The organism is Streptomyces aurantiacus JA 4570, from assembly GCF_000414115.1.
Taxonomy (GTDB): Bacteria; Actinomycetota; Actinomycetes; order Streptomycetales; family Streptomycetaceae; genus Streptomyces; species Streptomyces aurantiacus_A.
On sequence record NZ_AOPZ01000034.1, the window covers coordinates 18,463 to 27,420 of the forward strand.

Annotated in this window: 8 protein-coding genes; all 8 read left to right on the plus strand. The window is 69.4% G+C overall.

Annotated features, from left to right (window positions below):
• The first annotated feature begins 1 nt into the window (after position 1).
• Positions 2 to 586 carry a PaaI family thioesterase gene (locus tag STRAU_RS04760; protein WP_016639104.1) on the plus strand — a complete coding sequence of 195 codons (585 nt, stop codon included), beginning with the start codon at positions 2 to 4 and terminating at the stop codon, positions 584 to 586.
• A 20-nt stretch (positions 587 to 606) separates the two neighbouring features.
• Positions 607 to 1,113 (plus strand): dUTP diphosphatase, encoded by a 507-nt coding sequence (dut, locus tag STRAU_RS04765; RefSeq protein WP_016639105.1) that lies wholly within the window; start codon positions 607 to 609, stop codon positions 1,111 to 1,113.
• 1 nt (position 1,114) lies between these two features.
• Positions 1,115 to 1,888: a DUF3710 domain-containing protein gene (locus STRAU_RS04770; protein WP_037657569.1), complete on the plus strand. Its 774-nt coding sequence runs from the start codon at positions 1,115 to 1,117 to the stop codon at positions 1,886 to 1,888.
• A 372-nt stretch (positions 1,889 to 2,260) separates the two neighbouring features.
• Positions 2,261 to 2,350 carry a K(+)-transporting ATPase subunit F gene (kdpF, locus tag STRAU_RS39550; RefSeq protein ID WP_033264828.1) on the plus strand — a complete coding sequence of 30 codons (90 nt, stop codon included), beginning with the start codon at positions 2,261 to 2,263 and terminating at the stop codon, positions 2,348 to 2,350.
• An 8-nt stretch (positions 2,351 to 2,358) separates the two neighbouring features.
• Positions 2,359 to 4,023 (plus strand): potassium-transporting ATPase subunit KdpA, encoded by a 1,665-nt coding sequence (kdpA, locus tag STRAU_RS04780; protein WP_037657573.1) that lies wholly within the window; start codon positions 2,359 to 2,361, stop codon positions 4,021 to 4,023.
• Positions 4,020 to 6,173, plus strand: coding sequence for a potassium-transporting ATPase subunit KdpB (kdpB, locus tag STRAU_RS04785; protein ID WP_016639108.1), 2,154 nt, complete (start codon positions 4,020 to 4,022; stop codon positions 6,171 to 6,173). The genes kdpA and kdpB overlap by 4 nt, the downstream gene beginning before the upstream one ends.
• A 6-nt stretch (positions 6,174 to 6,179) precedes the next feature.
• Positions 6,180 to 6,899, plus strand: coding sequence for a potassium-transporting ATPase subunit C (locus tag STRAU_RS04790; RefSeq protein ID WP_016639109.1), 720 nt, complete (start codon positions 6,180 to 6,182; stop codon positions 6,897 to 6,899).
• Positions 6,900 to 7,230: 331 nt separating this feature from the next.
• On the plus strand, positions 7,231 to 8,958 hold a 1,728-nt coding region (locus STRAU_RS04795), incomplete at its 3' end, for a sensor histidine kinase (RefSeq protein WP_037657575.1).

The following is an 8,958-nucleotide window of genomic DNA, read 5'->3' on the forward strand; positions in this document are numbered from 1 at the left end:
TGTGAGTGGTACATCAGCAGCTCTGACGCCCCCGGCGGACGCCGAACCGCCCGTCCGCCACCCGGACGCGCCCGCGCCCGGCGAGCTCATCGGCGCGCACTACGAACACTGCTTCGGATGCGGGGCGGGGCAGGCCCACGGGCTGCACCTGGAGGCGCGGGCCGGCGAAGGCGTCGCCATCACCGCCGAGTTCACGGTGCGCGAGGCGCACCAGGGCGCGCCGGGCCTCGCGCACGGCGGCGTGCTCGCCTCCGCGCTCGACGAGACGCTCGGCGCCCTGAACTGGCTGCTGCGGGTGATCGCGGTGACCGGTCGCCTCGAGACCGACTTCCGGCGGCCGGTGCCCGTGGGCACCGTGCTCTATCTGGAGGCCGAGGTGACCGCCGTCGCCGGGCGGAAGATCTACTCCACCGCCACCGGACGCATCGGCGGGCCCGACGGCCCCGTCGCCGTGCGTGCCGACGCCCTCTTCATCGAGGTCAAGGTGGACCACTTCATCGACAACGGCCGCCCGCAGGAGATCCGGGCGGCCATGAACGACCCGGACCAGATCCGGCGCGCCCGCGCCTTCGAGGTGAACCCGTGACCCACCCTGCCCCTCTGGACGTGCTGATCAGGCGCGTCGACCCCGACGTACCGCTGCCGGCGTACGCGCAGCCCGGCGATGCCGGTGCCGATGTGCGGACGACCGAGGCGTGCGAACTCGCGCCCGGTGAACGGGCGGTGCTGCCGACGGGGGTGTCCATCGCGCTGCCCGAGGGGTACGCGGCCTTCGTGCACCCCCGGTCGGGCCTCGCCGCCCGCTGCGGTGTCGCCATGGTGAATGCCCCGGGGACGATTGATGCCGGGTACCGTGGGGAGATCAAGGTGATCGTGGTGAATCTCGACCCGCGCGAGAGCGTGCGGTTCGAGCGCTTCGACCGGATTGCCCAACTGGTCGTCCAACAGGTCGAGAAGGTGCGCTTCCAGGAGGTGGCGGAGCTTCCCGGCTCGGTGCGGGCCGAGGGGGGCTTCGGGTCCACCGGAGGCCATGCCGCCGTGGGCGTCAGCGCGGGTGAACAAACGGGTGGGAATCGATACGCGTCGGTCGTATCCGACCGGGAAGGACAGTGACGTGTTCGGACGTCGCAAGAAGAGCAGTGCCGCCGAGGACGCGGCGGGCGAGGCCGAGCAGGTCGTCGACGGCACCGGGAACGATGACGAGGGCGTAGCGGACGGCGGCGGGTCGCAGCGCGTGCGCCTCGAGCCCGAGCCGCGCCCCGACGGCCCGTGGGACGTCTCCGAGGTCCATGAGCCCGGCGAGGGCCGGGTGGACCTGGGCGGCCTCTTCGTGCCGGGGGTGGAGGGCATGGAGCTGCGGGTGGAGGTCGCCGGTGACGCGATCGTCGCGGCCACCGTCGTGCTCCAGGACAGCGCCGTCCAGCTCCAGGGCTTCGCCGCCCCCAAGCGCGAGGGCATCTGGGGCGAGGTCCGTGAGGAGATCGCCTCCGGCATCACGCAGCAGGGCGGTGTCATCGACGAGGTCGAGGGGCCGCTCGGCTGGGAGCTGCGCGCACAGGTGCCGGTGCAGCTGCCGGACGGCACGGGCGGCTTCCAGGTGGTCAGGTTCGTGGGCGTGGACGGCCCGCGCTGGTTCCTGCGCGGCGTGATCTCCGGCCAGGGGGCCGTGCAGCCGCAGGCCGCGGGCCTGCTCGAGCAGATCTTCCGGGACACGGTCGTGGTCCGCGGCGAGGGCCCGATGGCCCCGCGCGACCCGATCGTCCTGAAGCTGCCGGACGACGCGCAGATGGTGCCCGAGGGCGTCCAGCAGGAGGACCAGGAGACCTCCCGGTTCTCCGGCGGTATGGGCCAGCTCGCGCGCGGGCCGGAAATCACCGAAGTGCGCTGACATTCCGGCCGCGGGCCGGGCCCGGGCGGGCCGCCGAAACGGCGCCCGACCGGTGGCCGAGCCGGGGTGAATACGTTTGCGAGCCGATGGGCCGCACTCCCTATGGGGGTGCGGCCCATCGGTGTTTTCCCAGGTGGAAACGGGGCGCGCGGGCGCCTGAAACGGGGCGCGTAAGAGAGTCGTCAATGCGGTGCCAAAGCCCGTAAGGGAGGCGTCAACGGCGATCGAAACCTGCCAACGAGGCGGTTTCCTCAACACGTCAGTAATTCCGAATCTCATCTAGGAGCACACGATGGCCGACGTGGCCTTCGTCGTCACCACGATCGCGGTCTTCGCGCTGGTGGCACTCGTCGCCAAGGGGGTGGCGAAGCTGTGACCGCCGAAAACATCGTCGGCCTCGTCGTGGCCGTCGCCCTGCTGGGCTACCTCGTCCTCGCCCTTGTGTTCCCGGAGAGGTTCTGAGTCAAGAAATGAGTCCCGTACTCGCTGGTGTGCTCCAGCTGCTCGCGCTCATCGCCGCGCTGGCCCTCGCATACCGTCCGCTCGGCGACTACATGGCCAAGGTCTACTCCTCCGACAAGCACCTGCGCGTCGAGAAGTGGATCTACAAGGGCATCGGCGCCAACCCCAACACCGAGATGCGCTGGCCCGCCTATCTGCGCGGCGTCCTCGCGTTCTCCGCGGCCGGCGTGCTGTTCCTGTACCTGCTGCAGCGCCTGCAGGGCTCGCTGCCGGGTTCGCTGGGCTTCAAGGCCATCGACCCGGACCAGGCGTTCAACACCGCCACCTCCTTCGTCGCCAACACCAACTGGCAGTCGTACTACGGCGAGCAGGCCATGGGCCACGTCGTGCAGACCGGTGGCCTCGCGGTGCAGAACTTCGTCTCCGCCGCCGTCGGCATCGCCGTCGCCGTGGCGCTGGTGCGCGGCTTCGCGCGCTCGCGCACCGGTGAACTCGGCAACTTCTGGGCCGACCTGGTGCGTGGTGTCGTACGCATTCTGATCCCGATCTCCGTGATCGGCGCGATCGTGCTTGTCGCCTGTGGCGCGATCCAGAACTTCTCCGGCATCCACGAGGTCGGCCAGTTCATGGGCGGCGAGCAGCAGTGGAACGGCGGCGCGGTCGCTTCCCAGGAAGTCATCAAGGAACTGGGCACGAACGGTGGCGGCTATTTCAACGCCAACTCCGCCCACCCGTTCGAGAATCCGAATCCGATCTCGAACCTTTTTGAGATCTTCCTGATCCTGGTGATCCCGTTCGCCCTGACCCGGACCTTCGGCAAGATGGTCGGCTCCATCAAGCAGGGCTACGCGATCCTCGCCACGATGGCGACGATCTGGCTCGGCTTCATCGCGCTGATGATGTGGACCGAGTTCCACCACGGCGGCCCGGCCTTCGACCTCGCCGGCGGCGCGATGGAGGGCAAGGAGACCCGGTTCGGCATCGGCGGCTCGGCGATCTTCTCGGTGTCCACCACGCTCACCTCGACCGGTGCGGTGAACTCCTTCCACTCCTCCAACACCGGTTTCGGCGGCGGCCTCGACCTGCTCGGCATGCAGCTCGGCGAGATCGCGCCCGGCGGCACCGGCTCCGGCCTCTACGGCATGCTGATCATGGCGATCATCGCCGTCTTCATCGCGGGTCTCATGGTCGGCCGTACGCCGGAGTACCTGGGCAAGAAGATCGGCACCCGCGAGATCAAGTTCGCGGCCTGCTACATCCTCGTCACGCCCGCGCTCGTGCTCGGCTTCACCGGCGCCTCCATGGCCCTGTCGACGCCGAAGGACTCGATGCTCAACAGCGGAGCCCACGGCTTCTCCGAGATCCTGTACGCCTTCACCTCCGGCGCCAACAACAACGGTTCGGCCTTCGCGGGGCTGAGCGCGGACACGCAGTGGTTCAACACCACGATCGGTCTCGCGATGCTGCTCGGCCGGTTCCTGCCGATGGTGTTCGTCCTCGCGCTCGCCGGTTCGCTGGCCGAGCAGAAGCCGATCCCGAAGACGGCGGGCACGCTCCGTACGGAGAAGCCGCTGTTCACCGGGTTGCTGGTCGGCACCATCATGATCATTACCGGTCTGACGTACTTCCCGGCGCTCGCGCTCGGGCCCCTCGCCGAGGGTCTCGCGTCATGACCACCGACACCAGGAAGCAAGAGGAGCCAGGCTCCATGACTCCCACGTCCACGGCCACTCCCACGCGTGCGCCGCACCAGGATGTGCCCACCGGGCACAAGCCGGAAGAGGGCAAGGTCGGCGGCGGCCTGTTCGACCCCAAGCAGCTGCTGAAGTCGTTCCCGGACGCGCTCAGGAAGCTCGACCCGCGGGTGATGATCAAGGCCCCCGTGATGTTCGTGGTCCTGATCGGCTCGGTGCTCACCACCGTGCTGGCCGTCAAGGACCCGGGCGACTGGTTCGGCTGGGCCATCGCCGCGTGGCTGTGGCTGACCACCATCTTCGCGAACCTCGCGGAGGCGGTGGCCGAGGGCCGCGGCAAGGCCCAGGCGGACACGCTGCGCAAGGCCAAGACGGACACCGTCGCGCGCCGGCTGTCCACCGACGGCAAGACCGAGGAGCAGGTACCCGGCACCGAGCTCAAGATCGGTGACCTGGTCGTCTGTGAGGCGGGCGACGTCATCCCCGGCGACGGCGACGTCGTCGAGGGCGTCGCGAGCGTCGACGAGTCGGCGATCACCGGTGAGTCCGCGCCGGTCATCCGCGAGTCCGGCGGCGACCGCTCGGCCGTCACCGGCGGTACGAAGGTGCTCTCCGACCGCGTCGTCATCAAGATCACGACGAAGCCCGGCGAGACCTTCATCGACCGGATGATCAACCTGGTCGAGGGCGCGGCCCGGCAGAAGACGCCCAACGAGATCGCGCTGAACATCCTGCTCGCCTCGCTGACCATCGTCTTCCTGCTCGCGGTCGTCACGCTCCAGCCGTTCGCGGTGTACGCCGGTGCCGAGCAGTCCATGATCGTTCTGGCCGCCCTCCTTGTCTGCCTGATCCCGACGACGATCGGCGCGCTGCTCTCCGCGATCGGCATCGCGGGCATGGACCGCCTGGTCCAGCGCAACGTCCTCGCGATGTCAGGCCGCGCGGTGGAGGCCGCCGGTGACGTATCGACGCTGCTGCTCGACAAGACCGGCACCATCACGCTCGGCAACCGCCAGGCCGCCGAGTTCGTGCCGGTGCGCGGCACCACCGAGGCCGAGGTGGCCGACGCCGCTCAGCTCTCCTCGCTGGCCGACGAGACCCCCGAGGGCCGCTCGATCGTGGTGCTCGCCAAGGAGAAGTACGGCCTGCGCGAGCGCCACCAGGGCGAGCTGACCGACGCCGAGTGGATCGCCTTCACCGCCCAGACCCGGATGTCGGGTGTGGACGTGGACGGACGCAAGGTCCGCAAGGGCGCGACCGGTTCGGTCGTCGCCTGGGTCCAGGAGCGCGGCGGCACCGTCACGCCCGAGGCCCAGGAGCTCACCGACAAGATCTCGCAGGCGGGCGGCACGCCGCTGCTCGTCGCCCTGGAGGACACCGAGGGCGCCCGCGTCCTGGGCGTCATCCACCTCAAGGACGTCGTCAAGGAGGGCATGCGGGAGCGGTTCGACGAGCTGCGCCGCATGGGCATCAAGACCGTCATGATCACGGGCGACAACCCGCTGACGGCCAAGGCGATCGCCGACGAGGCGGGCGTGGACGACTTCCTCGCGGAGGCCACGCCCGAGGACAAGATGGCGCTCATCAAGCGCGAGCAGGCCGGTGGCAAGCTCGTCGCGATGACGGGTGACGGCACCAACGACGCGCCCGCGCTCGCGCAGGCCGACGTCGGCGTGGCCATGAACACCGGTACCTCGGCCGCCAAGGAGGCCGGGAACATGGTGGACCTTGATTCCAACCCGACCAAGTTGATCGAGATCGTCGAGATCGGCAAGCAACTGTTGATCACACGGGGTGCGTTGACCACCTTCTCGATCGCCAACGACGTCGCGAAGTACTTCGCGATCATCCCGGCGATGTTCGCGGTGGTCTACCCGGGCCTGGACAAGCTCAACATCATGGACCTGACCAGCCCCAAGTCCGCGATCCTGTCGGCTGTCATCTTCAACGCGCTGATCATCGTGGCCCTGGTGCCGCTGGCCCTCAAGGGCGTGCAGTACCGGCCGATGAGCGCGGACCGGATGCTGCGGCGCAACCTCGGCATCTACGGGCTCGGCGGGCTCGTCGCCCCGTTCATCGGCATCAAGATCATCGACCTGCTCATCTCCCTGATCCCCGGCATTGGGTGACCTGAAATGAACAACTCCGTAGGCAACACCGCCAGGTTGCTCGGCGCCGGGCTGCGGGCCCTGCTCGTGCTCACCGTGATCTGCGGCGTGATCTACCCGCTCGCCGTGACCGGGGTCGCCCAGGCCCTGTTCAACAACAAGGCCAACGGCTCCGAGGTCAAGGACGGCGGCAAGGTCGTCGGCTCCGAGCTCATCGGCCAGCGGTACGACCTGCCGCTGAAGAAGGGCCAGGAGACCCCGGACCCGGACCTGAAGTGGTTCCAGCCCCGGCCGTCCAACGGGCTCGCCGTGAACAGCGAGAACACCCGGTACAAGCTGATCATCTCGGGCGCGACCAACCTCGCGGGCGACTCCGGCACCATGAAGAAGGGCGACAAGGAGGTGTGCGACCCCAAGGCCGAGGAGGGGCTGTGCGCCCAGGTCAGGGCCGCGCGGGACGCCGTCATCAAGGACAACTCGACGGCGGACTTCAAGGTCAGGGCCGCCGACATCCCGGCCGAGGCCGTCACGTCCTCGGGCTCCGGCCTCGACCCGCACATCTCGCCCGACTACGCCGACCTCCAGGTCCACCGCGTCGCGGAGAAGAACGGCCTGGACGCCGAGCAGGTGGAGAAGCTGGTCGACGACCACACCGACGGCCGCGTCCTCGGCTTCATGGGTGAGCCCCGGGTGAACGTCCTCAAGCTCAACATCGCGTTGAAGCACCTGGTGGCGGAGAAGGGCTGACTTCCCTCTCGCGACTGCCTCAAGGCCCGCGGTGATTCGGTTCCCCGAATCACCGCGGGCCTTCTGCGCGCCTTGACGGTCACTTCTGCTGGCCGCCCCGGGCTGAAATTCCCGCCGTGCTGTCCCGGCCGAAAGCCCCGCTCCGCCGCGGCGGCCGAAAGTCGTGGGCCGTGCCCCGGCCCGGGTGTGTCGTGCCCCACGCGGGACGCGGGGGAGGGCATCAGAGTTACGTCAAGGAGCTCCAGGAAGGTCGGGCTCATCCGTTTTGCCGTGAATGTTGGCCGTAAGGTCGACGCTGCGTACACAGCAGTTTCAGGAAGACAATGGGGCCATGGCACGCGGCAAGCTTCGGATCTACCTCGGTGCGGCACCGGGCGTCGGCAAGACGTACGCCACGCTCGCCGAGGCACACCGTCGTATCGAGCGCGGCACCGACTGCGTCGTGGCCTTCGTGGAGCACCACAACCGTCCCCGCACGGAAGTGATGCTGCACGGTCTGGAGCAGGTCGCCCGCAAGGAGCTGGAGTACCGCGGCTCGCTGTTCACGGAGATGGACGTGGACGCCGTCCTGCGCCGCGCCCCCGCCGTCGCGCTCGTCGACGAACTGCCGCACACCAACGTGCCCGGCTCGCGCAACGCCAAGCGCTGGCAGGACGTCGAGGAGCTCCTCGAAGCGGGCATCGACGTGATATCCACCGTCAACATCCAGCACCTGGAGTCGCTCGGCGACGTCGTCGAATCGATCACCGGCGTCCGCCAGCGCGAGACGGTCCCGGACGAGGTGGTGCGCCGGGCCGACCAGATCGAGCTGGTCGACATGTCGCCGCAGGCGCTGCGCCGCCGGATGGCGCACGGCAACATCTACAAGGCGGACAAGGTCGACGCGGCCCTGTCCAACTACTTCCGCCCCGGGAACCTGACGGCCCTGCGCGAGCTGGCGCTGCTGTGGGTAGCCGACCGGGTCGACGAATACCTCCAGCAGTACCGCGGCGAGCACAACATCCGCTCCACCTGGCAGGCCCGTGAGCGCATCGTCGTCGGCCTCACCGGCGGACCCGAGGGCCGCACCCTCATCCGCCGCGCCGCCCGCATGGCCGCCAAGGGCTCCGGCAGCGAGATCCTCGCCGTCTACATCGCCCGCAGCGACGGCCTCACCGCCGCCTCGCCCAAGGAGCTGGCCGTCCAGCGCACCCTCGTGGAGGACCTGGGCGGAACGTTCCATCACGTCATAGGCGACGACATCCCGGGGGCCCTGCTCGAATTCGCGCGGGGCGTCAACGCCACCCAGATCGTCCTCGGCTCCTCGCGCCGCAAGTCCTGGCAGTACATCTTCGGACCCGGCGTCGGCGCGACCGTCGCCCGCGAGTCGGGGCCCGACCTCGACGTCCACATCGTCACGCACGGTGAGGTCGCCAAGGGGCGGGGCCTGCCGGTGGCGCGCGGCGCGCGACTCGGCCGCTCCCGGATCATCTGGGGCTGGCTGGTCGGCGTCGCCGGTCCCGCGCTGCTCACGCTGCTTCTCACGCACATCGACGTGGACCTCGGTCTCGCGAACGACATGCTGCTGTTCCTCACGCTGACCGTGGCGGCGGCCCTGCTTGGCGGCCTGATACCGGCGCTCGCGTCGGCGGCGTTCGGCTCGTTGCTCCTCAACTACTACTTCACCCCGCCGCTGCACCAGTGGACGATCTCCGACGCGAAGAACATCGTCGCGATCGTCGTCTTCGTGTCCGTGGCGATCTCGGTCGCCTCCGTCGTGGACCTCGCCGCCCGCCGGACCCATCAGGCCGCGCGGCTGCGCGCCGAGTCGGAGATCCTCTCGCACCTCGCGGGCAGCGTGCTGCGCGGCGAGAACAGCCTGGAGTCCCTCCTGGAGACCGTGCGCGAGACCTTCGGCATGGAGGCCGTCGCGCTCCTGGAACGCGAGAGCGACGTGACGCCGTGGACCTGCGCGGGCAGCGTCGGCCCCCGCGCGCACGTCGGCCGCCCCGAGGACGCCGACGTGGACGTGCCGGTCGGCGACCACATGGCGCTCGCCCTGACCGGCCGGGTGCTGCCC

Bases quoted from the DNA above. Each gene is read 5' to 3' on its own strand.
- kdpB (WP_016639108.1), top strand. From the start codon at position 4,020: ATGACCACCGACACCAGGAAGCAAGAGGAGCCAGGCTCCATGACTCCC.
- STRAU_RS04790 (WP_016639109.1), top strand. From the start codon at position 6,180: ATGAACAACTCCGTAGGCAACACCGCCAGGTTGCTCGGCGCCGGGCTG.
- kdpA (WP_037657573.1), top strand. From the start codon at position 2,359: ATGAGTCCCGTACTCGCTGGTGTGCTCCAGCTGCTCGCGCTCATCGCC.